At 64.9% G+C, this 26,121-nt stretch carries 21 protein-coding genes; 14 read left to right on the top strand and 7 right to left on the bottom strand.

The annotated features are described in order from the left end of the window. Positions 1-199: 199 nt before the first annotated feature. The 8 genes from glmS (at position 200) to A3M7_RS0104720 (ending at position 9,094) form a co-directional block, all read left to right on the top strand. Positions 200-2,026, top strand: a complete 1,827-nt coding sequence (gene glmS / locus A3M7_RS0104760; RefSeq protein ID WP_027542897.1) for a glutamine--fructose-6-phosphate transaminase (isomerizing) — start codon at positions 200-202, stop codon at positions 2,024-2,026. Between the two features lie 79 nt (positions 2,027-2,105). Beyond that, entirely contained in the window at positions 2,106-2,876 is a 771-nt protein-coding gene (locus A3M7_RS0104755) for a DUF502 domain-containing protein (RefSeq protein WP_027542896.1), read from the top strand. A gap of 105 nt (positions 2,877-2,981) precedes the next feature. Then, on the top strand, positions 2,982-3,851 hold the full coding sequence (locus A3M7_RS0104750) for an NAD(P)-dependent oxidoreductase (protein WP_027542895.1): 870 nt from the start codon (positions 2,982-2,984) through the stop codon (positions 3,849-3,851). A gap of 179 nt (positions 3,852-4,030) precedes the next feature. After that, a complete protein-coding gene (locus A3M7_RS0104745; RefSeq protein WP_027542894.1) occupies positions 4,031-4,420 on the top strand; it encodes a nuclear transport factor 2 family protein in 390 nt (129 codons plus the stop codon). 101 nt (positions 4,421-4,521) lie between these two features. After that, entirely contained in the window at positions 4,522-5,352 is an 831-nt protein-coding gene (locus A3M7_RS0104740) for a helix-turn-helix domain-containing protein (protein ID WP_027542893.1), read from the top strand. A 317-nt stretch (positions 5,353-5,669) separates the two neighbouring features. Next, positions 5,670-6,605 carry a 2-dehydropantoate 2-reductase gene (gene panE / locus A3M7_RS0104735; protein ID WP_027542892.1) on the top strand — a complete coding sequence of 312 codons (936 nt, stop codon included), beginning with the start codon at positions 5,670-5,672 and terminating at the stop codon, positions 6,603-6,605. Between the two features lie 43 nt (positions 6,606-6,648). Then, positions 6,649-7,662 carry a hypothetical protein gene (locus A3M7_RS48265; RefSeq protein ID WP_156936818.1) on the top strand — a complete coding sequence of 338 codons (1,014 nt, stop codon included), beginning with the start codon at positions 6,649-6,651 and terminating at the stop codon, positions 7,660-7,662. Between the two features lie 109 nt (positions 7,663-7,771). After that, positions 7,772-9,094 (top strand): epoxide hydrolase family protein, encoded by a 1,323-nt coding sequence (locus A3M7_RS0104720; protein ID WP_027542889.1) that lies wholly within the window; start codon positions 7,772-7,774, stop codon positions 9,092-9,094. Between the two features lie 34 nt (positions 9,095-9,128). Here the strand turns inward: A3M7_RS0104720 and recG are convergent, their stop codons facing one another. Then, positions 9,129-11,237: an ATP-dependent DNA helicase RecG gene (recG, locus tag A3M7_RS0104715; RefSeq protein WP_027542888.1), complete on the bottom strand. Its 2,109-nt coding sequence runs from the start codon at positions 11,235-11,237 to the stop codon at positions 9,129-9,131. A gap of 218 nt (positions 11,238-11,455) precedes the next feature. On the opposite strand from recG, the gene A3M7_RS0104710 reads away from it, so the two are divergent. Together A3M7_RS0104710 and mfd are read left to right on the top strand one after the other, a co-directional pair. Beyond that, on the top strand, positions 11,456-11,746 hold the full coding sequence (locus A3M7_RS0104710; RefSeq protein ID WP_027542887.1) for a succinate dehydrogenase assembly factor 2: 291 nt from the start codon (positions 11,456-11,458) through the stop codon (positions 11,744-11,746). Continuing rightward, a complete protein-coding gene (gene mfd / locus A3M7_RS0104705; RefSeq protein WP_027542886.1) occupies positions 11,743-15,261 on the top strand; it encodes a transcription-repair coupling factor in 3,519 nt (1,172 codons plus the stop codon). Before A3M7_RS0104710 ends, mfd begins: the two co-directional genes overlap by 4 nt. A gap of 54 nt (positions 15,262-15,315) precedes the next feature. Here mfd and allE read toward each other — a convergent pair whose 3' ends face one another. The 4 genes from allE to A3M7_RS0104685 all read right to left on the bottom strand — a co-directional run bounded on the left by allE (position 15,316) and on the right by A3M7_RS0104685 (position 19,918). Next, entirely contained in the window at positions 15,316-16,113 is a 798-nt protein-coding gene (allE, locus tag A3M7_RS0104700; protein WP_027542885.1) for a (S)-ureidoglycine aminohydrolase, read from the bottom strand. Between the two features lie 235 nt (positions 16,114-16,348). Next, positions 16,349-17,185, bottom strand: coding sequence for an SDR family NAD(P)-dependent oxidoreductase (locus A3M7_RS0104695; protein ID WP_027542884.1), 837 nt, complete (start codon positions 17,183-17,185; stop codon positions 16,349-16,351). Then, on the bottom strand, positions 17,182-19,437 hold the full coding sequence (locus A3M7_RS0104690; protein ID WP_027542883.1) for a xanthine dehydrogenase family protein molybdopterin-binding subunit: 2,256 nt from the start codon (positions 19,435-19,437) through the stop codon (positions 17,182-17,184). The genes A3M7_RS0104695 and A3M7_RS0104690 overlap by 4 nt, the downstream gene beginning before the upstream one ends. A gap of 10 nt (positions 19,438-19,447) precedes the next feature. Then, on the bottom strand, positions 19,448-19,918 hold the full coding sequence (locus A3M7_RS0104685; RefSeq protein WP_027542882.1) for a (2Fe-2S)-binding protein: 471 nt from the start codon (positions 19,916-19,918) through the stop codon (positions 19,448-19,450). Positions 19,919-20,044: 126 nt separating this feature from the next. Between A3M7_RS0104685 and A3M7_RS0104680 the strand changes: the two genes are divergently transcribed. The 4 genes from A3M7_RS0104680 (at position 20,045) to A3M7_RS0104660 (ending at position 23,248) form a co-directional block, all read left to right on the top strand. After that, positions 20,045-20,938: a LysR family transcriptional regulator gene (locus A3M7_RS0104680; protein ID WP_027542881.1), complete on the top strand. Its 894-nt coding sequence runs from the start codon at positions 20,045-20,047 to the stop codon at positions 20,936-20,938. Between the two features lie 302 nt (positions 20,939-21,240). Beyond that, positions 21,241-21,450 (top strand): cold-shock protein, encoded by a 210-nt coding sequence (locus tag A3M7_RS0104675; RefSeq protein WP_027542880.1) that lies wholly within the window; start codon positions 21,241-21,243, stop codon positions 21,448-21,450. 202 nt (positions 21,451-21,652) lie between these two features. Continuing rightward, complete coding sequence (locus A3M7_RS0104670; RefSeq protein WP_049823216.1) at positions 21,653-22,777, top strand: acyl-CoA desaturase; 1,125 nt, start codon at positions 21,653-21,655, stop codon at positions 22,775-22,777. Positions 22,778-23,011: 234 nt separating this feature from the next. Continuing rightward, complete coding sequence (locus tag A3M7_RS0104660) at positions 23,012-23,248, top strand: hypothetical protein (RefSeq protein ID WP_027542877.1); 237 nt, start codon at positions 23,012-23,014, stop codon at positions 23,246-23,248. A gap of 62 nt (positions 23,249-23,310) precedes the next feature. On the opposite strand, the gene A3M7_RS0104655 is transcribed toward A3M7_RS0104660, so the two are convergent. After that, positions 23,311-24,531, bottom strand: a complete 1,221-nt coding sequence (locus A3M7_RS0104655; protein ID WP_027542876.1) for a hypothetical protein — start codon at positions 24,529-24,531, stop codon at positions 23,311-23,313. 84 nt (positions 24,532-24,615) lie between these two features. Then, complete coding sequence (locus A3M7_RS0104650; protein ID WP_027542875.1) at positions 24,616-26,118, bottom strand: class I adenylate-forming enzyme family protein; 1,503 nt, start codon at positions 26,116-26,118, stop codon at positions 24,616-24,618. Between the last annotated feature and the right edge of the window lie 3 nt (positions 26,119-26,121).

Genomic DNA, 26,121 nt, shown 5'->3' with positions numbered 1-26,121 from the left:
CCAGCGTCGACGTCAGTGGGGCCGGATAAGGCGGGAGAAATTTACCGCGACACCCCGGAAGAGGCTGGGAAGCGATTGATTCAGATTGCATTGTAGCAACTCGCAATAATTATTGAGTATCTGGTTCCTTAGGAACTTCGCTAAAAACCGAGCGCGTCGTTTTGGCGATTTTTCGACGATTTGGGGGATATTGATCCGCATGTGCGGGATTGTCGGCATTCTCGGGCGCGAGCCGGTTGCAGAGCAATTGGTGGATTCGCTCAAACGTCTTGAATATCGCGGCTATGACTCCGCGGGCGTCGCCACGCTCGAAGGCAAGCATCTCGAGCGCCGCCGCGCTGAGGGCAAGCTGAAGAATCTGGAGAAGCGGCTGGAGGCCGAGCCGCTCAAGGGCGCGACCGGCATCGGTCACACCCGCTGGGCCACCCACGGCAAGCCGACCGTCAACAACGCCCATCCGCACGCGACCGAGCGCGTCGCCGTGGTCCACAACGGCATCATCGAGAATTTCCGCGAGTTGCGCGAGGAGCTCGAGAAGAATGGCACGGTGTTCCACACCGAGACCGACACCGAGATCGTGCTGCATCTCGTCGACGACCTGCTCACGCGCGGCAACAAGCCGGTCGAGGCGGTGAAGCTGGCGCTGGCGCGGCTGCGCGGCGCCTTCGCGCTCGGCTTCATCTTCGCCGGCGATGACGATCTGATGATCGGCGCGCGCAACGGCCCGCCGCTCGCGATCGGCTATGGCGACGGCGAGATGTATCTCGGCTCCGACGCCATCGCGCTCGGCCCGTTCACCGACACGATCAGCTATCTCGAGGACGGCGACTGGGTCGTGCTGACGCGCAAGGGCGCCACGATCTTCGACAAGGACGGCCATGCCGTCCAGCGCGACAAGATCAAGCACGCCGCAGCGACCTCGCTGGTCGACAAGGCCAATTACCGCCACTTCATGGCCAAGGAGATCCACGAGCAGCCGGAAGTGGTCGGCCATACGCTGGCGCGCTATGTCGACATGGCGACCGAGCGCGTCTCGCTGCCGGTCAAGCTGCCGTTCGACTTCAAGAACATCCAGCGCATCAACATCACCGCCTGCGGCACCGCGAGCTATGCCGGCTTCGTCGCTAAATACTGGTTCGAGCGCTTCGCGCGCGTGCCGGTCGAGGTCGACGTCGCCTCCGAATTCCGCTACCGCGAGGCGCCCTTGCGCAAGGGCGATCTCGCCATCTTCATCTCGCAATCGGGCGAGACCGCCGACACGCTGGCGGCGTTGCGCTATGCCAAGGCCGAGGGCGTGCACACGGTGGCCGTGGTCAACGTGCCGACCTCGACGATCGCGCGCGAGAGCGAGACCGTGCTGCAGACGCTGGCCGGCCCCGAGATCGGCGTTGCCTCGACCAAGGCCTTCACCTGCCAGCTGATGGTGCTCGCGAACCTCGCGATCGCGGCCGGCAAGGCCCGCGGCGAATTGTCCGACGAGGACGAGACCAAGCTCGTCCACGGCCTCGTCGAGATTCCGCGCCTGATGTCGGATGCGCTCACCACCGAGCTCCAGATCGAGAAGCTGGCGCGCGAGATCGCGAAATCGCGCGATGTGCTCTATCTCGGCCGCGGCACCAGCTTCCCGCTCGCGCTCGAAGGCGCGCTGAAGCTGAAGGAGATCTCCTACATCCACGCCGAGGGCTACGCCGCCGGCGAGTTGAAGCACGGCCCGATCGCGCTGATCGACGAGACCATGCCGGTCGTCGTCATCGCACCCTACGACCGGGTGTTCGAGAAGACGGTGTCGAACATGCAGGAGGTCGCCGCCCGCGGCGGCAGGATCATCCTGATGACCGACGCCAAGGGCGCGGCGGAGGCGACCGTCGATTCGCTCGTCACCATCGTCATGCCCGACATGGCGGCGGCGTTCACGCCGATGGTCTATGCCGTCCCGGTGCAGCTGCTCGCCTATCATACGGCTGTCATCATGGGCACCGACGTCGACCAGCCGCGCAACCTCGCGAAATCGGTGACCGTGGAATAGGCAGAACGGATCAGGCCGCGCCCTTCCAAAACCCGCTAGAAAACCCTAGCTTGAGTGTAGCGACCGATCTGGAACCCGAATGACCCCCCGCGACGACGCGCCTGCGCCGCTTGATCCCATCCCGGAACCGCATACCGGCCTGATTGGCCGCTTCCGCAACTATTTCCTGACCGGCCTCGTGGTGACGGGGCCGATTGCGATCACATTCTATCTGGTCTGGTGGTTCGTCACCTGGGTCGATGGCGTGGTGCGGCCGTTCGTGCCGCTGGCCTACCGGCCGGAAACCTACCTGCCGTATGTCGTTCCCGGCTGGGGACTGATTGTCGCATTCTTCACGCTGACGCTGGTGGGATTCCTCGCGGCCAATCTGATCGGCCGGACGCTGGTCGATATCGGCGAGACCTTCCTCGGCCGGATCCCGGCGGTGCGTGCCATCTACCGCGGCCTGAAGCAGGTGTTCGAGACGCTGTTCTCGGGCAAGGGCTCGAGCTTCCGAAAGGTCGGCCTGGTCGAGTTTCCCTCGCCGGGCATGTGGTCGATCGTGCTGATCTCGCAGTCGCCGAATGAAGAGGTCGCGCGCAGCCTGCCGGGGCAGGAGGAGCACGTCTCGGTGTTCCTGCCTTGCTCGCCGAACCCGACCACGGGCTTCTTCTTCTACGTGCCCAAGAGCAAGATCGTTGAGGTCGACATGAGCACCGAGGATGCCGCGACGCTGATCATGTCGGCCGGTGTGGTGCAGCCGGGCTCGGCGCCCGACCCGAAGAAGGCCGCCGCGCTCGCGGGCATGGCGAATGCCGCGCGCATCGCCAATGCATCGGCACTTCAGCCCCAGCCTGCGAAGGTGGAGTAGGGCCATTCCCGTGCGGGATGGCCGCGTTCACGCAGGGCCTCGCATCCTCTGCTATTCTTCGGGTTGAACCGGGCGCATCGCTCGATGTTCGATCTGGAGTGCACGATGTCCAAGACGACGCCCAAGACCATTGCGATCCTCGCGCCCGGCGCCATGGGCAGCGCCGTGGCCCGCCGCCTCAACGAAAACGGCGCGCGCGTGCTGACGTCGTTGAAGGGGCGGAGCGAGGCGACGCAAAAACGCGCGGCGGATGCCGGCATGATCGGCGCGGACGACGAGGCGATCGCCGAGGCCGACATCATCCTCTCGATCGTGCCGCCGGGTGAGGCCGTTGCGCTCGCCGAGCGCCTGGCCGCGCTGATCGTCCGGCGCGCGAAGAAGCCCGTCGTGGTCGATTGTAACGCCGTCAACGTCGACACCGTGCGCAGGATCGAGGAGATCATCGGTTCGGCGCAGGCGCCATTCGTCGATGCCGGCATCATCGGCTTCCCGCCGCAGCCCGGCGGCAAGAGCCCGGCCTTTTACATGTCCGGCGAGCACGCTGGCGATGTGGCGGTTCTGAAGGAGCTCGGCCTCGACGTGCGGATCGTCGAAGGCCCGGTCGGCGCGGCGTCGGCCTTGAAGATGTCCTATGCCGGCATCGTCAAGGGTCTCGCCGGCATCGGCTCGGCCATGGTGATTGCAGCAACCAAGGCCGGTGCAGCGGATGCGCTGCGCGACGAACTCGCGCTGAGCCAGCCCGCGGTTCTGGCGCGGCTGGAAGTCGCGCTGCCGGACATGATTCCGAAGGCCTATCGCTGGGTCGCGGAGATGCGGGAGATTTCCGGCTTCCTCGGCGCCGATCATCCGGCCAGCCCGATCTACGAGGGATTTGCGCGCTGGTTCGAGCATCTCGCCGAGGACGCGAAGGGCGAGGCGGCGGATGCGTCGCTGATGAAGGCATTTGCCGCGAGCATCGCGCAGAAGAAGGCCTAGTCGTCATGCACCACAGGCAGCGCGAGCCTCGGGCAAAGGTCACGCCTCCCAGACTCGCTTTATTACCTCACATGTAATTGAGCCAATTCGCGGCCCGGCTACTCTCCTCCTCATCAGCCTGCCGGGAGGCGTTCGATCGACGCTCCCGCCGGCGCGTGTCACAGCATGAGGAGAGCGATATGCAAGTCGTGTTTACACGAAAGGAGCCGCCGCAATGGCTGCTCGACATGTGGAAAGAGATCGACGACAAGACCTTCGGGAAGGGCTTCGACTGCTTCGCAGATGATGCGGTCTGCAATCTCGGTGTCGCAGATTGGAGAGGTCGGGAAGCGATCCGCGCCAATCTGAAAGCCTTCATCGACACCGGCTTCACCGCGCTGCATCACGTCACCGAATATTGGGATGCCGGCTCGCTGAAGGTGTTTCGCGGCGTCGTGGACATGACGCCCGACGATCGTTCGATGAAGACGGTGCACCCCACGATGACGCACTTTTTCTATATGGACGAGCGGGACGACACCAAGGTGAGGCACTGGGTCGGGGCAGTTGGCCCGGTCGCCTTCGGTTGATCGTCCGTCATCGACGACCCAAATGGTGCCTCGGGTGATCCGGGGCACCGACGCTTGCGCGCTGACGTCGCGGCACCATCGACAGGAAGGATCGTGCGACAATGAAAGCGACGACCAGCGCCCTCAAGGCACACGCGGCGTCCGCAGGCTCGCTTTTGCGTCAATGGCGAGACGTTCGCGGCAAGACGCAGCTCGATCTGTCCTTCGATGCCGGTGTCTCGCAGAAGCACATCAGCTTTGTCGAGAGCGGCCGCAGCGTCCCGAGCCGCCAGATGCTGCTCGATCTCGCACAGGCCCTCGACGTCCCGCTGCGCGAGAGAAACGAACTGCTGCTGGCCGCCGGCTACGCGCCGTCATATTCGGATGCCGCGCTCGATACGCCCGCGATGACGAGCATCAATCGCGCTCTTGGTCGCATGCTGCGTCAGCACGAGCCGTTTCCGGCCATCGTCATGGACCGGTACTGGAACGTGCTGATGACCAACGAGGCCGCGCCGCTGCTGTTCAGCTGCTTCATCGACCTGTCGGCGCGCCCCGTCCCGCGGAACCTGTTGCATCTGATGTTCGATCCGGACGGCATGCGGCCCTTCATCGCGAACTGGTCGCAGACCGCCCGCGGCCTGCTGGCACGCGTCCATCGCGAGGCGGTCGCGCACGTGGTCGACGTCAGGACGAAGGCACTGCTGGAGGAGCTGTCGCAATACCCCGGCGTGAATCCGGAATGGCGCGCGCCGTCGGCGTCCGATGCTATGCCGATGATCCCGCTCACCTTCGTCAAGGACGGCGTAACGCTCGACTATTTCTCCCTGATCACGACGGTCGGCACGCCGCAGACGGTGACGGCGGAAGAGCTGCGGCTCGAGTGCATGTTTCCGGCCAATGAGGCGACCGAAGCGGAGCACGGCAGGTTCTTGCGCGCGCATGCCGGGTGAGGGGGCCCGGAATCCCTTTGGGGTCAAGCCGCGGTCTCCGCCTTTCCCCCTGTGCGGGGAGAGGCCGGAATTTGCGATAGCAAATTCCGGGTGAGGCGGAGTCTCCGCGAGTCGATTAGGTGTGAAGAGATCTTCCCCACATCGTCATTGCGAGCGCAGCGAAGCAATCCAGCGTCCCTCCGCCGAAAGATTCTGGATTGCTTCGCTGCGCTCGCAATGACGAGGAGGAGACGGCACGAGGTCCATCCGACACGAAATTTGCTTGCCCTGTCCAGGGTGCGGTGGCTCAATGCGCGCTGCGTGCAGTGGGAGTTCGAATGAGAGTCTTGGTGATCGGCGCAGGAGCACTCGGAGGCTACTACGGAGCTTGCTTGGTCCGAGCCGGCGGCGACGTGACCTTTCTGGTGCGGTCCGCGCGAGCGGAGCAATTGCGGCGGGATGGATTGACAGTTGTGAGCCCGCACGGCGACTTTGCCGTGCAGCCGAAGATCATCCTGGCAGGCAATCTCAAGGAGCCGTTCGACGTCGTGCTCGTCGGGGTGAAATCCTATTCGCTCGACGATGCGATGGCCCAGTTTGCCCCGGCGGTTGGCGCCAACACGATGATTTTGCCGATCCTCAACGGGTTGAAACATATTGACGCTCTGACCGCGCGATTTGGCGCGGCGCTAGTTCTCGGCGGGCTGGCGAACGTCAGCGCCGGGGTCGATGCGGATGGTCGTGTCGTTCAGTTCATGGCCAATCAGACGATTGTCTTTGGCGAAATCAAGGGTTCGTTGAGCGAGGGTGCGCTCGCGCTGGAGACACTTCTGCAGGTTCCCGGTATCGACGTGCGCGCCAGCGAAGCGATCATGCAAGACATGTGGGAAAAGTTCGTCCAGCTCAGCACGCTCGCCGGCATCACGTGCCTGATGCGGGCAAGTATCGGAGACATCCTGGCCGTGCCGAACGGCGAGCAGTCGATCTTTCGCCTGTTCGCGGAATGCTGCGCTGTCGCGACGGCTTCGGGTTTTCAGCCACGAGCTCCGTTTATCGAGTTTGATCGGAAGCTCTTCACGACCCTGGACTCTCCGCTCAAGGCGTCGATGCTGCGCGATATTGAACGCGGTTCGATCACCGAGGCCGAGCATATCCTCGGTGATATGGCCAATCGTGCCCGTGTGCTGGGCATAGACACGCCACTGCTGGACCTGGCCCGCGCGCATGTGGCAGCTTACGAGGTCGGGCGACAAAGAATTTCATCTGCCCAATAATCGGCCAGCCGGCCTAAACACGTATTCGCTAAACGATAGGTCCATGACCAAGGAAATGCCTATTCATTGGCTTTGCCAAGCGTGCCGTCGGGTACCGGCGGCTGAGGAGGTTTGCGACGATGACCCTCTGGAGCCGTACAGACTATGTCACGAATGCGCCAATCGTCTGAGATGTCGGGCACTTCGGCCAATCGAATGGTTCAATCTTGCCGCCTTGCATGGCTGGACCAAATTCCTGCTACATGATGATTTTTATGATCAGGATGGACAGGCCTGCCAACCGGACGTCGACAACTACGTGACCGAGGAGAACCATGCTCCCACTCTGGAAATGTGTGCTGGATCGCTTGAGCGCCTGATCGATTACTGCATCACGCGGTGGCATCTCGGAAAGGAGGAATTTGAAGCCTTTAAGCCATTCGTTGCCAGCAAGGTTCTCGCCGCAATTGTCGATCGCGCGAATGCGGGCAATCGCCATATATGGGAGACGATGGTTCGACTGTGTGCGAATGTGGTGGGCGACCTGGCTGCGCCGTGGGTAAGCGCGCAATCAGATCGGGCTTGTCGTGATGGATCGCTGTTCATCTGGGCCGAGGCGGCAGCAAAATGTTTGGCCGCCCCTGAGGGACTACACAAGACGATCGACGCTTTGCGAATTTTCCATGGCCGCGATCTGCAGAAGCAAATGTCAGCACTTTCGTGGTTTCGCGCACCTGCGGTGCTGGATTGGATCGAGATCAATGTCCCGCGCGAGGATGTCACTGCTGCCTGGGGCCAGCTCGCATCGCTTTCCGATCTAGACTGGGGCAGGGTTCAGAGTTGGCTTGCGAGCGGTCGTCCGCTCAGTCTTGTTGCGCTCGATGCGCTAGCAAGCTGTATTCCACGTCAAGGCCAAGCGAGGATTTTGACTATCCTCAATCCCAAGCTGAAGGGGTGCGGAGATCGCTCAACAATTGGACATGCTCTGCGCACCTATGAGGCCGAAGACAGCGCCCCTCGCGTCGCAACGAAGTGTACCTTTATTATCCAGCACTTAGACGAACTTCGCACCGAGTAAACATCCGTTTGGGGTACGACTTACCTGCAATCATTTCTACAGTTCGAATCTGGCCGACGCATCGCAGTTCACTAGTCTAGGAGCGGGCTTGTAAACAAGGAGGCTGACCATGACCGCAATCTCCTCTTCACCCACCCGGCGCAGCCTTCTCGCAGGGGCAGCTGCAACTGGTGCCGTCAGCTTGCTTCCAATACATTTCGTCGCCGCACGCGCGCAATCGAAGCAAGGAGGGTCCCCGCTCGGTACGACCAAAGCCGACGCAATTCTTCCCTTCCGCGTCAATGTCCGGGGTGAAGACCTCGCTAAACTCCGCCGGCGTCTCGCGGCCACGCGCTGGCCCACCAAAGAGCTCGTTGAGGATCGGTCGCAGGGTGTGCAGCTGGCGACACTGTGGGCGCTCGCCCGCTACTGGGCGACTGAGTACGACTGGCGCAAGTGCGAGGCTCGGCTGAACGCGCTGCCACAGTTCACGACCGTGATCGACGGGGTGAAGATCCATTTCATCCACGTCAAGTCCCGGCATGAGAACGCGCTGCCGCTGATCATGACGCACGGCTGGCCTGGCTCGGTCATCGAACTCCTCGATACCGTCGGTCCCCTGACTGACCCGACCAGGTATGGTGGCACTCCCGACGATGCATTCCACCTGGTGCTGCCGTCCTTGCCTGGCTACGGCTTCTCGGGTGAGCCGACCGAACTCGGCTGGGACGCAGCGCGCATCGCGCGTGCGTGGGCGGTGCTGATGGATCGTCTCGGCTACACGCGCTACGTCGCCCAGGGTGGCGACGTAGGAGCGGCAGTAACGGATGCGATGGGGCGCCAGGCACCCAAGGGACTTCTCGGCATCCACGTCAACTTGCTCGCGGGTGTGGCGGCAATGTCCGACAAGCTGCCCGCAGAATCCGAGAAGGAACGCGCGGCGCAGAAGGCGGCCGCGACGTTTAGGGCGAGTGGCTCTGGCTACTTCCTGGAGCAGTCGACGCGGCCACAGACGATCGGCTACTCCCTGCTGAATTCACCCCTCGGACTCGCGAGCTGGATGCTCGACCATGACACGGACAGCTACTACAAGATTTCCCGAGCGTTCGTGGAGGGTAAGCCCGCGGGCAATCTCACCCGGGACAGCATCCTCGACAACATCACGCTGTACTGGCTGACGGGCACTGGGGCCTCCGCCGCACGGTGGTACTGGGAGGCCGGACAGGCCGCAGCCCGTGCGGCCGGCAAGTCTCCTCCTGCGGTCGCGGTTCCCGTGGGATTTACGACGTTCCCCGGCGAAATCTTTGCTGCGCCCCGAAGTTGGGTCGAGATTATGTACCCCGGCCTCGCCTACTTCAGCGAGGTCGAACGTGGCGGACATTTCGCCGCCTGGGAGGAGCCGAAGCTGTTTTCAGATGAGGTACGCGCAGCCTTCAGATCATTGCGCAAATAACGGACCAGAGGCTCGACGCTGATGAGTCCACGTCCTAACCCGCCCCGATCAACGGGATCGCCTCGTCCCGCTCGTAGAGATACAAGAGGCACCGCAGCGCCTCGCCGCGCTCGCCCTTCAGCTTCGGATCGTCCTTGAGGATGCGCAACGCCTCGTCTCTAGCCTGGGTGATGAGCTGGCCGTGCACCTCCGAGCGCGCGATGCGGTAGCCGGGCAGGCCGCTCTGGCGCACGCCCAGCACGTCGCCTTCGCCGCGCAGCTTCAAATCCTCCTCGGCGATGCGGAAGCCGTCGGTGGTCTCGCGGATCACCTTCAGCCGTGCCTTCGACATCTCGCCGAGCGGCTCCGAGTAGAGCAGGATGCAGGTCGAGGCCTCCGAACCGCGGCCGATGCGGCCGCGGAGCTGATGCAGCTGGGCGAGGCCGAAACGCTCGGCGTTCTCGATCACCATGATGGTGGCCGCGGGCACGTCGACGCCGACTTCCACCACGGTGGTGGCGACGAGAAGGCCGATCTCGTGGGCCGCGAACTGGCCCATCACGCGATCCTTCTCGGTGCCCTTCATCTGGCCGTGGACCAGACCGACGCGGTCGCCAAAGCGCTTCTGCAGGCTCTCGAAGCGTTTGGTCGCGTTGGTGAGGTGCTCGGTGCCCTCGGCCTCGGACTCCTCGACCAGCGGGCAGATCCAGTAGACCAGCTTGCCGGACTCGAGCGCGCGGCCGACGCCGTCCATGACTTCGCCGAGGCGGCTCATCGCCACCGCGCGGGTGTCAATCGGCTGGCGGCCCGCCGGCTTCTCGCGCAGCTCGGAGATATCCATGTCGCCGAAATACGTTAGCACCAGCGTGCGCGGGATCGGGGTTGCACTCAGCACCAGCACGTCGACGGCTTCGCCCTTCGAGGTCAGCGCGAGCCGTTCGCGCACGCCAAAGCGATGCTGCTCGTCGACCACGGCAAGCGCGAGGTCCCGAAAGATCACGTCGTCCTGGATCAGCGCATGGGTGCCGACGAGCAGGTCGATCTCGCCCTCGGCGAGCTGGGCAATGATCTCGCGTCGCTCCTTGCCCTTTTCGCGGCCGGTGAGGATCGCGACGCGCATGCCGGCGCGCTCCGCCAGCGGCGCGATGGTCTTGATGTGCTGGCGCGCCAGGATTTCCGTCGGCGCCATCAGCGCGGCCTGCTTGCCGACCTCGGCCACCGCTGCGGCCGCCAGCAGCGCCACCACCGTCTTGCCGGAGCCGACATCGCCCTGGAGCAGGCGCAGCATGCGCACCGGCTGTTGCAGATCGTTCGCGATCGCCGCGGCCGCATCGCGCTGGGAAGACGTCAACGCATAGGGAAGAGCGTCGATGATCTTGTTGCGCAAATGGCCATCGCCGGCATTGCGCACGCCGGCCGGGCGTCGCAATTGTGCGCGGATCAGGGCCAGCGCCAGCTGGCCGGCCAGCAGTTCGTCGAAGGCGAGGCGGGACCAGAACGGCTGATCGGGCAAAATGTCCGTGAGCTCGACCGGCTGGTGCACGCGGGTGAGGGCTTCGGCGATTGGCGGGAAGTGGCAGCGGCGCATCACCTCCGGGCTGATCCATTCCGGCAAGGCGGGCAATTTCTGGAGCGCTTGCGCGATCGCGCGGCGCAGCGAGCCGAGCGCCAGGCCCTCCGTCAAGGGATAGACCGGATCGATGCCGGAGAGTTTTGAGATCGCCTCCTCGTCCAGCACGCGGTCGGGATGCACGATCTGCGGCATGCCGTCATACATCTGGAGCGTGCCGGAGACGTAGCGCTTCTCGCCGACGGGCAGCAGCTTTTCGACATAGCCCGGCTTGGCGCGGAAGAACGTCAGCACGACGTCGCCGGTATCGTCGCTGGCGTACACGAGGTAGGGCGCCCGCGCATTGCGCGGCGGGGGCGGGCGGTGGCGGTCGACGGTCACCTCCAGCGTCACCATGGTTCCCTGCACGGCTTCGCGAATCTTCGGCCGGGCGCGGCGGTCGATGACCTGGCTCGGCAAGTGCAGCAGAAGGTCAACCAGCCGCGGCGTCTCGTTGCGGCTGAGCAGGTACTGCAACAGCTTGTCCTGCTTCGGACCGACGCCGGGCAGGCTGGTCACGGGAGCAAACAGGGGATTGAGCAGGCTGGGGCGCATCGGGGGAATCTAGGATCGTTTCGGCCCGTCATGCCCGGCTTTATGCCGGGCATCCACGTCTTTTTTCACGGCTCGGCGTGGATGGCCGGGACAAAGCCCGGCCATGACGAATTGGCAGACAGCAGTGCGCCAACAAAGAGCTGACACCGGCCGCCCAAGTAGCTATATCACCCCCGCCCGGCACGTCCGGGCTTTCGGCGTTTGACTGGAATTGAGACATGACGGGAACGACACGATCGAGCAACGGGCTGGACGACCGCCGCAAGCGGCTGCTGTTCCGCTGCTGGCACCGCGGCACGCGCGAGATGGACCTGATCCTCGGCCGCTTCGCGGATGCCGAGATCGGCAATCTGTCCGATGCCGAGCTCGCCGAGCTCGAGCAACTGCTCGAGGTCAACGATCCCGACCTCTATGCCGCCATCATCGGCGACAAGGTGCTGCCGGCCGACGTCACCGGTGCGCTGTTTGCCCGCATCAAGGCGTTCCCGATCGCGGACCGCGACGCATGAAGCAGGGGATGAAATCGCCGGCCGAGCTGCTCACGCCCGGCCGCGCCCTGACGCTTGCCAATGTCGCGGAAGGTGCCGAAGGCCTCGTCATCTCGGATCTGGCGCGCGCCATCGCGGCGCGGCCGAAGAAGCCGGCCGTCAGCCTTGCGGTGGTCTGCCGCGACGGGGCGCGGATGCAGCAGCTCGAACGCGCGCTGCAGTTCTTCGCGCCCGATCTGCCGGTGCTGACCTTCCCGGCCTGGGACTGCCAGCCCTACGACCGCGTCTCGCCGCATGGCGGTATCTTGGCGCAACGCCTGACGACGTTGGCGCGGCTTGCCCCCCTGACCGGTAGCGACAAGCCGCTGATCGTGCTGACGACGGTCAACGCCATCGTGCAGCGCGTGCCGGCGCGCGACCTCGTCGCGGCGCAGGCGCTGTCGGTCGCCCCCGGCAACGTCGTGCCGATGGACACCATCGTCGCATGGCTCGAGCACAACGGCTACAACCGCTCCTCGACCGTGCGCGAGCCCGGCGAATATGCCGTGCGAGGCGGCATTCTGGACCTGTTTCCGGCCGGCCTCGAGCAGCCCGTACGCTTCGACTTCTTCGGCGACAGCCTGGAATCGATCCGCTCCTTCGACGCCGAGACCCAGCGCACGCTGCTCGACATGCGCTCGCTCGACCTCGTCCCGGTCTCCGAATTCCAGCTCGTCACCGACACCATCCGCCGCTTCCGCATGGGCTATGTCGCAGAGTTCGGCGCGCCCGAGCGCGACGATGCGCTGTACGAGGCTGTCAGCGAAGGCCGCCGCCATCCCGGCATGGAGCACTGGCTGCCGCTGTTCCAGGACCGGATGGACACGCTGTTCGACTATCTGCAAGGCGCGACTGTTGCGATCGAGCCGCAGGCCGAGGACGCCGTCCGCGAGCGCTTCAAGCAGATCCTCGACTATTACCAGGCCCGCCGCGATGCGATGGAGCATCCGGGCGGCGGCGCCATCTACAAGCCGCTGCCGCCGGACCGGCTGTATTTCACCGAAGAGGAGTGGACCAAGCGCCTCGGCGACATCCCGCTGGCGCGCCTCACGCAATTCTCCGTGCCGGCGGATGGCACGGGTGTCGTCGATGCCGGCGCACGCAAGGGCCGCGACTTCGCGCCGGAGCGCAACGACACCACCGTCAACGTGTTCGAATCCGTGGTCAGCCACGTGATGGCCCTGCAGGCGCAGCGCAAGAAGGTCGTGATCACGCTGTGGAGCGAAGGCTCGCGCGACCGCATGACCTCGATGCTGCGCGACCACAAGCTGGCCCACACCACCAGCGTCAACAGCTGGCGCACGGTGCAGGCGACCCCGCGCAACGAAACCATGCTCGCCGTGCTCGGCTTGGACAGCGGCTTCGAGACCGACGAGATCGCGCTCATCAGCGAGCAGGACATCCTCGGCGACCGCCTGGTGCGGCCGCGCAGGGCGAGCCGCAAGCTGGACAATTTCATCTCGGAGGTGACGAGCCTTGCCGCCGGCGACATCGTGGTCCACGTCGATCACGGCATTGGCCGGTTCGTCGGTCTGCAAACGCTCGACGTCGCCGGCGCGCCGCATGATTGCCTCGAGCTGCACTACGCCGCCGAGACGAAGTTGTTCCTCCCCGTCGAGAACATCGAGCTGTTGTCGCGCTACGGCTCCGACCAGACCACGGTCGAGCTCGACCGTCTCGGTGGCAGCGGCTGGCAGACCCGCAAGGCGAAACTCAAGAACCGCATCCGCGAGATCGCGGGCGAGCTGATCAAGATCGCCGCCGCGCGCCATTTGCACGAGGCGCCAAAGCTGCCGGTGCAGCCGGGCCTCTATGACGAATTCTGTGCGCGCTTCCCCTATGACGAGACCGAGGACCAGCTCGGGGCGATCGAATCGACCCTGAAGGACCTCGAATTCGGCCGTCCCATGGACCGTTTGATCTGCGGTGACGTCGGCTTCGGCAAGACCGAGGTGGCCTTGCGCGCGGCCTTTGCCGTGGCGCTCGAAGGCAAGCAGGTCGCGGTCGTGGTGCCGACCACGCTGCTGGCGCGCCAGCACGCAAGAACCTTCACCGAGCGCTTCAAGGGCTTTCCGGTGAACGTGGCGCAGGCCTCGCGCCTGATCCCGACCAAGGAGCTGAACCAGGTCAAGAAGGGCATCGCCGACGGCTCGGTCGACATCGTCGTCGGCACCCACGCGCTGCTCGGCAAGGCCATCAAGTTCCGCGATCTCGGCCTCGTCATCGTCGACGAGGAGCAGCATTTTGGCGTCACTCACAAGGAACGGCTGAAGGCGCTTCGCTCCGAGGTGCACGTGCTGACGCTGTCGGCGACGCCGATCCCGCGCACGCTGCAGCTGGCGCTCACCGGCGTGCGCGAGCTCTCGATCATTGCCTCGCCCCCGGTCGACCGCCTTGCGGTGCGCACCTTCGTCGCCCCGCACGATCCCTTGATGATCCGGGAGGCGCTCTTGCGCGAGCGCTACCGCGGCGGCCAGGCGTTCTACGTGGTGCCGCGCATCGACGACCTCGCCGAGGTCAAGGACTTCCTCGACAAGAACGTGCCGGAGATGAAGGTCGCGGTCGCGCACGGGCAGATGCCGCCCGCCGTGATCGAGGACATCATGACCGCGTTCTACGACGGCAAGTTCGACATCCTGCTGTCGACCACGATCGTCGAATCCGGCCTCGACATTCCCAACGCCAACACGCTGATCGTGCATCGCGCCGACATGTTCGGCCTCGCCCAGCTCTATCAGCTCCGCGGCCGCGTCGGCCGCTCCAAGCTGCGGGCGTACGCGCTGTTCACGCTGCCGGCGCAGCAGAAGATCACGGGGCAGGCCGAGCGCCGGCTCACCGTGCTGCAATCGCTGGAGACGCTGGGTGCGGGCTTCCAGCTCGCCTCGCACGACCTCGACATCCGCGGCGCCGGCAATCTGCTCGGCGAGGAGCAGTCCGGCCATATCAAGGAGGTCGGCTTCGAGCTCTACCAGTCGATGCTGGAGGAGGCGATCGTCAACCTCAAGGCCGGCGTCTCCGAGCCGGCCGCCGACCGCTGGTCGCCGTCGATCACGATCGGCATGCCCGTGCTCATCCCGGAGGATTACGTCAGCGATCTCTCGGTTCGTCTGTCGCTGTACCGGCGCCTGGCCGATCTCGACACCGAGGAGGAGATCGAGAACTTCGGCGCCGAGATGCGCGACCGCTTTGGCGTGCTGCCCGACGAGGTGCGTTACCTCTTCAAGGTCGCCGCGATCAAGGCGTTCTGCCGCAAGGCCAATGTCGAGAAGATCGACGCCGGTCCGAAGGGCGCCGTCATCGCTTTCCGCGACAATTCCTTCGCCTATCCCGATCGCCTCGTGACGTTCATTCGCAGCCACGGCCAGGCGGCGAAGGTGCGGCCCGACATGAAGGTGGTGTTCCTGCAGGACTGGGAGACCCCGGAAGAGCGGCTCGCCGGCACCACGGAGATCATGCGGCAGCTGGCGCAACTGGCGCAGGCCAAGAAGGCGGCCTAGGGAGCGACTATCGCTTCCGCTCCTCTGAATTGCGCTGGTGTCCCGCGACGCTTGTCAGAGGACCACGTCCCGGTTGACGTTCTTGTACAGAAGGTAGACCGAGCGGTTCGAACCGGTCGGATAGAATTGCTGCGGACAGAACGATCCCATCCAGATGAAGTCATCGACCCAGATTTCGTGCCAGCTATCGCCAAGATAATACAAACCTTGCCCCTCCAGCATGAACAACCCGTGTTCCATGATATGGGTCTCGACGGCTGGAAAGCAGACGCCGGGTTGGAAGAACATCAGGTTCATCTCGAAATCGAACCGCAAGTCGCCCATTGGAAGCAGGTGCTTGAAGCCGCGCCCCTCCAGTCCGGTATGGTTCGTTATCGGCATCGATTGTTCTTGACCGATGATTGCCGCCGGTGACGCGATGCCGTCAGCCGTTTCATAACGCTTCTTGACCGCGAGAACGCGGGCGGGTGCAGCGGGATGGCAGCTCATCGTGAAGGATGTGCTGGCCGGAACGTAGGCAAACGCGCCTGCCGTCAATGTGGTCGGAGGTTCGGTGCCGATGCTGATGTCGACGGCTCCCGTGACGACGTAGAAGAAATGCTGAATGTCCACGCAGATCGGCTGGGCCGTGCCGCCCGAGGGCTCGATTTCCAGCATGAACTGGGCAAAATCGGCTCCGAGGCTCGGCGCCGCCAGAAAACGCACAGTCGTTGACTCCCACGCCGGCAGCCGGCTCTTCAAGACGCCTTCAGGCGGCATGAATGCGAAATTGCGGCCGACGACTGCGCGGCTGTGACCGATCGCGCCAGGACGAACGACGCCGGGTTGGGTAGGCAGATCGGTGGGATGCATCTGAGAGTCCTTGGCGAGCTCGCAACAGCGCGTCGCTGTGAAGCGTCGGCGCAAGACCGGAGGTTGCGACGTGGATGAATGTGGTTCTGCCGGCTTCTTCGATTTGATAGATTAGGGCGAGGGGCACTGCAACAGCAGGTGGGCGTGCCCACCCTTTATCATAGCAGCAGAGAGATGGTGGACACGGCGCAAGGGCGCCTTTTGTTTATCTGCCGCGTCAGGCGGCCGACAGACTTCAGAAGGAGCCGTCCGTCGACTTGGAGAGATCCGCGTGAGCTAGCAACTCCTCAAGCCGAGCTTCGAGCGCTGGCCGGACCACTGCTAGCGCGTCGCTGCCGGCTACGAACTGCCTGGGTGGATTGTCCATCCCGGCGATCTTGACCAGGACGTCACCGAGCCTGGCCGGATCACCCTGCTGGGCGCCGTGATAGCCCGACCACATATTTTCAGCAGGGCCTTCCGCCGCGTAGTCCTCGATCGTGCTGCCGGCATATTTGGCGTTGTGGGCATCGAGGAGGTCCGTCCGGAAGAAGCCGGGTTCGACCGTGATGATCTTGATACCGAACGGCTCCACTTCGTGGGCCACCGATGCCGACAGGCCTTCGACGGCAAATTTTGCAGCGCTATAGGCTGCGCAGTGTTTGAAGCCGACGACACCTGCGAGGGAGCTGATGTTGATGATCCGGCCAGACCGCTGCTTGCGCATCACCGGAAGCACCGCGCGCATCATGTACATCACGCCGTAGAAATTGGTCGCGATCAGCTGCTCGATTTCAGCGGTGCTCAACTCCTCGAAATTGCCGAGCAGGCTGTAGCCGGCATTGTTGACGAGAACGTCGATGCGCCCGAATGACTTGACTGCCGCCTCGACCGCTGGCTTCGCCTGTGTCTCGTTGGCGACGTCCAGCTGGACGAACACGAGGTTGTCGCCTGCAACGTCGTTCAGAGCTCGACGGACCTTATCGAGATTGCGGCCAGTTGCGACCACCCGGTCGCCTGCCTCCAGTGCCGCCCTTGCCGTTGCAGCGCCGATGCCGCTACCTGCACCCGTGATGAACCAGACCTTGCTCATGTTCGGCTCTTGTTTTCGATGTTGAAGGGTAGCTGACGTAGCGACTTGCCGGTCAGTTGAGCGATGGCATTGGCGAATGCCGGGGCCAGGGGTGGCAGGCCGGGTTCACCCATGCCCGTGGGCGGTTCGGCGCTGGGCACGATGTGGACGTTGAACTCGGGCATGTCGGTGATGCGCGCGACGGTGTAGCCGTCAAAGTTGCTCTGCTCGACGACGCCGTCCTTGAGCGTGATGGCCGAACCCGGCAGGCACATCGACAGACCGGTGACCGCCGCGCCCTGCACCTGGGCCTCCACAGTGCGTGGGTTCACCGCGAGATTGCAATGCACGCCTGCCGTCACGCGGTGCAGCACCGGCCGGCCGTCTTTCACCGAGGCTTCCACCACATAGGCCACCACGGAGCTGAAGGACTCGTGCACGGCGACGCCCCAGGCCCGGCCTTCAGCCAGGCGCGTCTTGCCGTAGCCGCTCTTGTCCACCGCCAGTTGCAGCGCGTCCCTGTGGCGCAGGTGCTTGTCGCCGAACAGCCGCATGCGGTAGGCGACCGGATCCTGCTGCGTCGCGCGGGCGATCTCGTCGAGCAGCGTCTCCATCACGAAGGCGGTGTGGGTGGAGCCGACGCTACGCCACCACAGCACCGGCACGTTGAGCTTGGGGTGATGCACGGTCAGGCGCATTGGCAGCGGGTAAGGTTCGCGCATGCCTTCAGTGGCGGTACGGTCGATGCCGTTCTTCACCTGGAACTGCTCGAACACGGAGCCCGTGGTGACGGATTGGCCGACAATGACATGGTCCCAGGCCAGTACGTTGCCTTGTTCGTCGAAGCCGATGCGGGCGCGGTGCAGATGCATCGGACGGTAGAAGCCGCCCCGCATGTCATCCTCGCGGCTCCACAGCGTGCGCACAGGTGCGTTCAGGCCAGCGGCGCGCGCAGCCTTGGCGATCTCGCAGGCCTCGACCGCGACGTCGCTCGTGCTGGAGAAGCGCCGGCCGAAGCCGCCGCCGGCCATTTGCACGTTCACCGTGACCTGCTCAGGCTTCAGGTTCAGCACGCGTGCCGCCGCGGCCGCGTCGAGGCCGGCACACTGGCTGCCGAACCACAGTTCGGCGCGACCTTCGCTAAGCGAAACAGTGCAGTTCAAGGGCTCCATCGCCGCGTGAGCGAGGTAGGGGAATACGAACTCCGCTTCCAATTGCCGAGGGGCTGAGTTGAGCGGCGCGATGTCGGCGTCGAACTTGCGCGGTCCGGGGCGGCTGGCCAGCTCGCGATACTGCGCGAGCTGCCGTTCGCTGTCGACCTTTTCCACCTTCGCGGTGTCCCACGTTAGCTTCAGCGCGTCGCGGCCCTGCGTGGCCTGCCAGTATCCGTCGGCCACCACCGCGACGCCTTCGGCGCCGCCATCCAGCGGCACGCGCAGCACGGCCCTGACGCCTCTGACGGTGCTTGCCGCGCTGTCGTCCATTGCGGCAAGGCGCGCTCCGAACACCGGCGGACGCGCCACGACGGCGGTCAACTGGCCGGGCAGGCGAGCATCGATGCCGAAATCCTGTCGCCCGCTGCTCTTGGCCCGCGCATCCAGGCGCGGCGTGGGGCGGCCGATGATGCGGAAATCCTTCGGATCCTTCAGCGTAACCTTCTCAGGCACCGGCTGCGCCATAGCGGCCTCGGCCAGTTCGCCGTAACCGAGCTTGCGGCCGCCGGGGCCGAGCACCGTACCGGCCTGCGTGCGCAGGGTGGCCACATCGACCTTCCAGCGCGCTGCGGCGGCTCCGAGCAGCATGGCCCGTGCGCGTGCGCCGAGCTCGCGATATTGCGAAAAGCTGTTCTTGATCGAATTGGAGCCGCCGGTGATATGAATGCCGTACAGCGGATCGGTGTAGGCCGCATCACTCGTGCCGTGCCGGCTGCGCACCAGGTTCCAATCGGCGTCGAGCTCTTCCGCCAGGATCATCGGCAACGCGGTGTGCACGCCCTGGCCGAATTCCAGTCGATTGATCGTCACCGTGACCTCGCCATTGCCGGCGATCTGGACGAAGGCTGACGGCTGCTGCGTCGGCTTGAGACTGCTGGCTGCCTTGCCGCCGGCGGCCGCATCGCCCATCGCGATGTGAGGAAAGGCGCCGAGCGCCAGCCCGGTGGCGCCGGCGAGTTTCAGGAAGCTGCGGCGCGGCAGCGTCTTCACGGTCTGCCCCCGTTCCAGCATGTGCTGGAGCGCGCGCGGCAGTTCACTGTAGTCGATGTTGGGTAACATGGCGGTTCCTTCAGGCGAGCGTGCGGGCGGCGTCGGCCACGGCGGCGCGGATGCGGACATAGGTGCCGCAGCGGCAGATGTTGCCGGCCATGGCCGCGTCGATGCTGTCGGCGGTGGGCTGCTGGCCGCGCGGCAGCGATTTGAGCAAGGCAATGGCGCTCATGATCTGGCCGCTCTGGCAGTAGCCGCACTGCGCCACGTCGTGCTTGATCCAGGCTGCATGCACCGCGGCACCGACGCGGTCGGTGCCGTCGGTCGCGGCTTCGATGGTGGTGAGCTTCTTGCCCTCGGCGTCGGAGATTGGCGTGATACAGGAACGAATGGCTTGGCCATCCATGTGCACCGTGCAGGCGCCGCATTGGGCGGCGCCACACCCGAACTTGGTGCCGGTCAGCCCGATAACGTCGCGCAGCGCCCAGAGCAGGGGCATCGCAGGATCGGCATCGATCGTGACCTCTCGGTTGTTCACCACAAGCTTCATGAGTTCGCTCCTTACGGGCTATCGCGCGCAGACCGCCGGCCAGGGCCCGCACACAGCCAGATAACCCTGGTTGTCGATTCCGATTAGGCGCTATAATCCGCTTAAGCTTATGCATGTGGTGCATGAATGAAACGGGACGATCTTTATGACCTCGCCGCCTTTGCGGCGGTCGCGGAGCAGGGCAGTTTCACGCGCGCGGCGGCCGAGCTCGGCATGTCCCAGCCGGCATTGAGCCACGCCATGAAGAGCCTGGAGGAACGGCTCGGGGTGCGGCTGCTGTCGCGGACCACGCGCTCGGTATCGACGACCGAGGCGGGCGAGACGCTGCTGCGTTCGCTGCGTCCCGCGCTGGACGAGATTTCCTCAGGCGTAAATGCAGTCGGCGCCCTGCGCGGCAAGCCGTCCGGCACCGTCCGCGTTACGGCAACCAAGCACACGGTCTCGTCCGTGGTGATGCCGGTCTTGCCGCGCTTCCTCGCGGCCCATCCCGATATCCGGGTGGACATGATCGTCGATGACAATCTGACCGACATCGTCGCGGACCGCATCGACGCCGGCATCCGTTTCGGCGACATCGTCGAGAAGGACATGATCGCGGTCCGCATCGGGCCGGACATCCGGATGGCCGTGGTCGGCGCGCCCTCGTATTTCGCCGACCATCCAGTGCCCAGAACGCCCCGCGAACTCGCCGGCCATCGTTGCATCAACTACCGGCATGTCAGATCGGGTGGGCTTTATGCCTGGGACTTCGAGGAGAAGGGGCGACCGTTCCAGGTGCGCGTCGAGGGGCCGCTCGTGTTCAACAACGCCGATCTGACTCGCGAGGCCGCCCTGGCGGGGCAAGGCATTGCGTATGTCTACGCGGATGAGGTGGCGGCGGACGTCCGGGCCGGGCGGCTCAAGCGAATTCTGGAGAAATGGTGCCCGACCTTCCCCGGCTATTACCTCTATCACCCTAGCCGGCGGCAGACGCCGCCCGCATTGTCTGCTTTCATTGGCGCGCTCCGCTACAAACCGTAAGTTCCGGAGCTGACAAGGCTTGGCTCTAACGCTGCGGCGCCCATGCCGCCACCGAGCCTCTTCCACACGGATGGGGCGCGCGCGGCCGTCCACGGAACACTTGGGTCCGAAAACAGCGACATATGGCCCCTTGTGAAATGCCCGAACAACAGCCATATTGGTCTCATCGAGTTTCGGCCGAACGACTTGGCCTCGCCGCTGTTAAGCGTGCCTGACTGACGACCCTCCCTCCAGATCTCGAATTCGCTGACTGCGCTCTTGAGCGCGGTTCCAAAGCCTTATCTATGTTAAAGGACGACCCCATGAATACGGGAACTGTGAAGTGGTTTAACGGCCAAAAGGGTTTCGGCTTCATTCAGCCGGACCAGGGCGGCCAGGACGTTTTCGTTCATATCAGCGCAGTCGAACGCGCCGGCATGAGCACCCTCAACGAAGGGCAGAAGGTTTCCTTCGAAATCGTCGCGGACCGCCGGACCGGCAAGTCTGCTGCGGAAAATCTGCGCGCCGCCTAGGCTGCCGCAATCGGTACTATGTTGCTTTGACCACGGATGTACTGGCAGAGCTTCTGGTTCTCTCGACCCGCGACTGGTTTACCGGCCGCGGGTTTTTTTAGACCGGTTGCGGGTTGGCCCGCCCATCGAAACAGCTGAGGTCGCGAGCGTGTCTACCAATATCGATTCAGGCCAGGACTCAGATCAGGAACACGACGACGTCATGTATCCGCAGGTCCTGCCGTTTGTATTGATCCATGCGGGATGCGTCGCGGCGATCTGGTCGGGCGTCTCGTGGCAGGCCATCGCGATCTGCGCCGCGCTTTATTGGTTGCGCATGTTTGGGATCACCGCCGGATATCATCGCTACTTCTCGCATCGGGCTTACGCGACGAGCCGGGTGTTCCAGTTCATCCTTGCCTTCCTTGCCCAGAGCAGCGCTCAGAAAAGCGTGCTGTGGTGGGCCGCCAAACACCGCCATCATCATCTGCACTCGGATACGGCGCATGATGTGCACTCGCCCCGACACAAGGGCTTCGTGTACAGTCATGTCGGCTGGATATTCTACCGGCAGCACGATGCGACCGACCTCGTGAAAGTATCGGATCTGGCGTCGTATCCCGAGTTGATGTGGCTGCACAGGCTGGAGCTGTTGCCGGCGGTCGTGCTCGCGGGTCTGTGCTTCCTCGTTGCCGGGTGGTCGGGGCTCGTGGTCGGATTTATGTGGAGCACCGTGGTTCTGTATCACGCCACGTTCTGCATCAACTCCCTCGCACATGTCCACGGACGCAGGCGGTATGTGACCGGCGACGACTCCCGCAACAACTGGCTGCTCGCCCTGTTGACGATGGGTGAGGGGTGGCACAACAACCATCACGCCTACCAGGCCAGCGCCCGTCAGGGGTTCTACTGGTATGAGGTTGATCTGACCTATTACGTCCTGGTGGCCTTGTCCTGGCTCGGGATTGTCCGGGATCTGAAGTTGCCGCCCAGGCAGGTTCTGCGCAACGAGCATCGGCTGGGATCACGCGTGGTCAAGCAAGCGGCCGAGCAGCTCGCCGCTCGCTTTGATCCTGAACACATCGCGCTCGCGATCAGAACGTCGATCCACGAGACCGAATTGTCGGTCAGGGACGCACTCAGTCTGTTGCAGCACCGTGCCGACTTGCGCCTGTCCAGCATGCCGACCCGCGAGCAGTTGCTGGCTGAGGCGCAGCGCATGTTCGCCAAGACCATATCCCTGGACGATATCGTCGACCGTGCCTACGAACTCCTGCACGATTCTGTCGGCTTTCTCCTGGCTACTCCCGCTCTATCGGCCAGCACGAACGCGAAGAGTGGCATTTAGCTCGATCATCCCCATATAAGGGGCATGACAAACTGGCAGAAGTCGACGACGCGACAAGCACCCAAGACAAAGGCTGAGCTTCGCGAGATGCTGGCCGAGGCGGTCCGTAACACGCAGCCCGGCCGAGAGTCGAAGCGCCTGGCGAAAGCCGGGAAGATCGCGGCCGGGATGGCCCGCTCCGATCAAGCGTCCGGCGTCACCGCACCGGTTCGCTGAGCCCCGAGAAGGAGCCGCATGCGCAAATTTCCCAAGCCCACCGAGCAAGAGCTCAAAGAGGGGCCCCAGGCCGTGTCCTTTCAGATCGCGAACGGGAACGCGCGGCAGACCTGTATTTTGCAAACCACGCTCCCAACCAAGGCGCAGGCGCAAAAATACCTTCTCGCCAATTGGCCGGCCGTCGAAAAGATGGCTCGCGACGCTCTCGCGATGGGAGCCTTTGAGGACGGCCAGATCAAGCTCATGATGAACTGAGCCGCCGAGGCCCGACGGCGGACGTCAAGACAAGCAAAAGATCCGGGAACGCCGGCGGTTGACTACGACGCCGCGCGCGAGGCGTCGGCTGACAGCCGCGCCAGCAACGACCTTGCCGTATCCGACGACGACAGCGAGTCCACGCTGACCACGGGATCGCTGCGCATCTCGTGCTTGCCGTTGGAGGTGTGCCGCATCACCGCGGAGAGGCGGCGAGCGATCATGTGGGCGGTGCGGAAGTCGGTCTCGGCGAAGACGACGATGACCGAGCCGTCCTTCTGCGCCGTGCCGAAGTCCATCTGCCGCATCAGGCGGCTCAGGATGCGCGCGGCATCGAGCTGGGCGCGAGGATTTGAGGGATCGAAGGCGAAGCGCGCCACCGACAGGCCGCCGCCGCGGGCAAGCGTCTGCTCGACAGCCTTGGAGAAGTCGCGGGCGAAGGCTTCCGTCGTGAGCAGGCCGCTGCGCGGATCGAGCCAGCCGCCGGCATCGATCGAGCGCAGCGTGCGGCTCAGTTGCGCTTCCAGCGCGTGCTGGCGGATCAGCGGCAGCGCGTTGGCGGCGACTTTCGCCGGCTCGCCCGGGATGAGCTCGAGATTGGGCAGGTCGTACGTCTGAACGAGCTGGTGCGCGGTGACGATCACGGGAAGGCTGCGGAAGCGGGTGTCCTCGGCGAGCACCGTGAGGAAGGCGTCGGTGACGCGCGCGGTAAAACCTTCGGCCAGCACGACGCCGTCGATGTCGCGGGTGTTGAGATGCTTGGCCGCGGCCTCGATCGAGAGCGCGCCGATGACGCCGACGCGTTCGCCGAGAGCGACGGACAGAGCGGGATAGGCGGCGCCGCGGCCGATCAGGAGCACGGTGGCATCGCGCGACGGATCGCTCTGCGGCAGCGCGACCTTCACCTCCGGCAGCCGGCGCAGCACAGTGGCGTGAAGGGTGCGGACACGCAGCGCGGCGCGCAGCCGCGCGCTCAGGCGGTCGGGGTTGCCGCGCGAAGAGAAGGGCAGGGCGTTGTGTGGCAGCGTGCCTGCTGCATCGAGGGCCACGAAGGGAAGGTAGGGCGACTGGTCGGCGATCTTCCTGGCGAGCAGCGCCAGATACGGCTCATATCCACTGTTCATTGCGGCCAGAACCGCGGCCGGCTGCACCTGCTCGACCGCGCGCGCCGCGCTGGCCCAGTCGGTGTCGACCACGGGAAAGAGACGGGCCTCGTCCAGCGCCGCAACGAAGGCGGGGCGCTCGGCATTGGATACAAAGAGGATCGGGCCCGCCTGGGACATCGCAAACTCGGATCACGCGACAGATGCTGCGCAATCTAGTTTGGCCGCCTTAATGCAGCGTCAACGGATGGGTCGAAAATGCGCCTAGGCCGCCCCCGAGCGGTCGCGAAAAGCCTCGACCATCAGTGGGTTAAGCCCGAGTTCGTTGAGCGCCTCGCGGGCGCGGGCGTTGTCCTGGGCCCGGCCCGCCAGCCGGTGACCGGAGAGGCGGTCGGGCAGCGCGGTGAGCAGGGCGCCCTGGCCGAGCCGGCGCGCCCATTCCTGGAGGTCGTTGGAGAGAAAGCGGTAGCCGCCGACGGCCATGATGCCGGAGGGCGGCGCGGTGATGCAGATCGCACCGCTTGGACGGTCGAGCCGCGCCGCATAGCCGGTGTCGACATAGTCGCGCGGCGGCTGCGCGATCAGCGTATCGCCGACCGGCTGCGGCGGCGCGTAGGCCGCGATCGGCACCATCGCCCCGCGCAGGCCGAGCGTGCCCTTCGGCGTCAGCAGGATCTCGCCGGCGATGGAGGAGCCGGACTGTTCGCGCGGAGCGCCGTGCGGCCCCGGCATCACCGCCACCGGCATGCCGTCCTCGCCGCGGCGGGCGCCGAACAATCCGGCCTCGCCGAACAGATAGACGTCGGTCAGCGGCGCATGCGGCGCGATCCAGGCATCGCTTGCCGCCACCTGCTCGGGCGCGCGCCACAGGCCGATGACGTTGCGCAAGGTCGGCATCCGTGCCGCCAGGTCGGAATCGCCAAGCCGCAGCGCGAGCTGCGCGGGCGCGATCAGCACCTCGCATTCATGCTCGTTGATCTGCTGCTCCAGCACGTCGTTCTCGAAGGGATGATGCAGCGCCAGCGCACCGCCCGAGAGCAGCCAGACCGCGAGCGAGGAGGCGAGGCCGGCGAACGACATCGGCGTGAACGCCGCCATCACGGTCGCGCCCTGCTTGATGTCGGCCTCCAGCGACATCGCGAGGCCACCGGCGATCAGGCTGAAATGCGGCCGCGGCACCGGACGAAAGCCTTCCGCCGTGACGTCGAAGGAGATCATCGCCGCCTTGCGGCCGTCCTGGATCACGGCACGCGTGGTGCCGGGCGGGCGGGCCAGCACCTCGTCGAGCGCGGCCATGCCCTCGGGCAGGTCGATGCCGAAGCCGCAGACATGGCGGATCGAGAACGCCTCGGCCGCAGCGTGCATCGCGAGGTCGGCATAGCTGACGCCGTCGACCTTGCTCATGGTGACGATGGCGCGCGCCGCGGTGCGGTTGAGCGCAGCGGTCAGTTCCGCGTGGCGCCAGAGCAGCGGCAGCACGGCGACGACGAGGCCGGCGCGATGGGCGGCGAGCACGGTCAGCACGAACTCGACCGTAGCAGGCAGCTGGATTGCGATGACGGAATTGGCCGGCAGGCCCGATTCGACGAAATAGGCCGACAGCGCCTCGATGGCGGTATCGGCCTCGGCATAGCTCATCCGCCGCGGCTGGTGCCCGGTCACGCGCGCCTTGTTGAGGGGGTCGAGCAGGGCGGTCGCGTGCGGCTGCCGCATCAGCGTGCGCTGGAACAGCGTGTCGAGCGTCGGCGATACGGCTGGCTGGTTCACGGC

Origin of the sequence: Bradyrhizobium sp. WSM2254 (assembly GCF_000472645.1) — a bacterium.
Taxonomy (GTDB): Bacteria; Pseudomonadota; Alphaproteobacteria; order Rhizobiales; family Xanthobacteraceae; genus Bradyrhizobium; species Bradyrhizobium niftali.
Note: the sequence above shows the minus strand (reverse complement) of the source record. Positions and strands in the feature narration are given on the sequence as shown.

Coding starts and splice junctions, on each gene's coding strand:
- glmS (WP_027542897.1), top strand. CDS start 200: ATGTGCGGGATTGTCGGCATTCTCGGGCGCGAGCCGGTTGCAGAGCAA.
- A3M7_RS0104755 (WP_027542896.1), top strand. CDS start 2,106: ATGACCCCCCGCGACGACGCGCCTGCGCCGCTTGATCCCATCCCGGAA.
- A3M7_RS0104750 (WP_027542895.1), top strand. CDS start 2,982: ATGTCCAAGACGACGCCCAAGACCATTGCGATCCTCGCGCCCGGCGCC.
- A3M7_RS0104745 (WP_027542894.1), top strand. CDS start 4,031: ATGCAAGTCGTGTTTACACGAAAGGAGCCGCCGCAATGGCTGCTCGAC.
- A3M7_RS0104740 (WP_027542893.1), top strand. CDS start 4,522: ATGAAAGCGACGACCAGCGCCCTCAAGGCACACGCGGCGTCCGCAGGC.
- panE (WP_027542892.1), top strand. CDS start 5,670: ATGAGAGTCTTGGTGATCGGCGCAGGAGCACTCGGAGGCTACTACGGA.
- A3M7_RS48265 (WP_156936818.1), top strand. CDS start 6,649: ATGACCAAGGAAATGCCTATTCATTGGCTTTGCCAAGCGTGCCGTCGG.
- A3M7_RS0104720 (WP_027542889.1), top strand. CDS start 7,772: ATGACCGCAATCTCCTCTTCACCCACCCGGCGCAGCCTTCTCGCAGGG.
- recG (WP_027542888.1), bottom strand. CDS start 11,237: ATGCGCCCCAGCCTGCTCAATCCCCTGTTTGCTCCCGTGACCAGCCTG.
- A3M7_RS0104710 (WP_027542887.1), top strand. CDS start 11,456: ATGACGGGAACGACACGATCGAGCAACGGGCTGGACGACCGCCGCAAG.
- mfd (WP_027542886.1), top strand. CDS start 11,743: ATGAAGCAGGGGATGAAATCGCCGGCCGAGCTGCTCACGCCCGGCCGC.
- allE (WP_027542885.1), bottom strand. CDS start 16,113: ATGCATCCCACCGATCTGCCTACCCAACCCGGCGTCGTTCGTCCTGGC.
- A3M7_RS0104695 (WP_027542884.1), bottom strand. CDS start 17,185: ATGAGCAAGGTCTGGTTCATCACGGGTGCAGGTAGCGGCATCGGCGCT.
- A3M7_RS0104690 (WP_027542883.1), bottom strand. CDS start 19,437: ATGTTACCCAACATCGACTACAGTGAACTGCCGCGCGCGCTCCAGCAC.
- A3M7_RS0104685 (WP_027542882.1), bottom strand. CDS start 19,918: ATGAAGCTTGTGGTGAACAACCGAGAGGTCACGATCGATGCCGATCCT.
- A3M7_RS0104680 (WP_027542881.1), top strand. CDS start 20,045: ATGAAACGGGACGATCTTTATGACCTCGCCGCCTTTGCGGCGGTCGCG.
- A3M7_RS0104675 (WP_027542880.1), top strand. CDS start 21,241: ATGAATACGGGAACTGTGAAGTGGTTTAACGGCCAAAAGGGTTTCGGC.
- A3M7_RS0104670 (WP_049823216.1), top strand. CDS start 21,653: ATGTATCCGCAGGTCCTGCCGTTTGTATTGATCCATGCGGGATGCGTC.
- A3M7_RS0104660 (WP_027542877.1), top strand. CDS start 23,012: ATGCGCAAATTTCCCAAGCCCACCGAGCAAGAGCTCAAAGAGGGGCCC.
- A3M7_RS0104655 (WP_027542876.1), bottom strand. CDS start 24,531: ATGTCCCAGGCGGGCCCGATCCTCTTTGTATCCAATGCCGAGCGCCCC.